The sequence below is a fragment of the Mesorhizobium sp. M6A.T.Cr.TU.017.01.1.1 genome (assembly GCF_004023115.1).
Classification (GTDB): domain Bacteria; phylum Pseudomonadota; class Alphaproteobacteria; order Rhizobiales; family Rhizobiaceae; genus Mesorhizobium; species Mesorhizobium mediterraneum.
The window spans coordinates 1-392 of sequence record NZ_RZTA01000301.1 but is presented as its reverse complement, the minus strand read 5'-3'; the positions used below and the strand labels follow the sequence as shown (position 1 = coordinate 392).

Below are 392 nucleotides of genomic sequence, written 5' to 3'. Positions count from 1 at the left end.
AAACTCATCCAGCACGCCGGCGGTGGCGGCAGCCGTTGCCGGTGGCGTGAAATCGGCAAGCACCCGCCTCCAGACGCCGGTGGCGCGCTCGCTTGCCGTCTTCGAGCCGCTTTGCGTCCAGTTGCCGAAATTCGACCAGTCGGCCACCAGCGGTTCATAGAAGGCGGTGCGATAGCGCGCCATGGTGTGGCCGGCCGAGAAGAAATGGCCGCCCGGCTGCACCTCGGCGATCGCTTCGAAACCGATGGAATCGCTGTCGCCAGGTGTCGGGGCACAGAGCTCGGCCACTGTCTGCAAAGCCTCGATGTCGGTGACCAGCTTTTCGAAGGAAACGCTTAAGCCCCCCTCCAGCCAGCCGGCGGCATGGATGCACATCGTCGCCCCCGCCAGCA

General features: G+C 65.6%; 1 protein-coding gene. It reads right to left on the bottom strand.

The window, feature by feature from the left end:
- The coding region (locus EOB36_RS34100) for a trimethylamine methyltransferase family protein (RefSeq protein WP_206637248.1) at window positions 1-392 on the bottom strand (392 nt) is incomplete at both ends.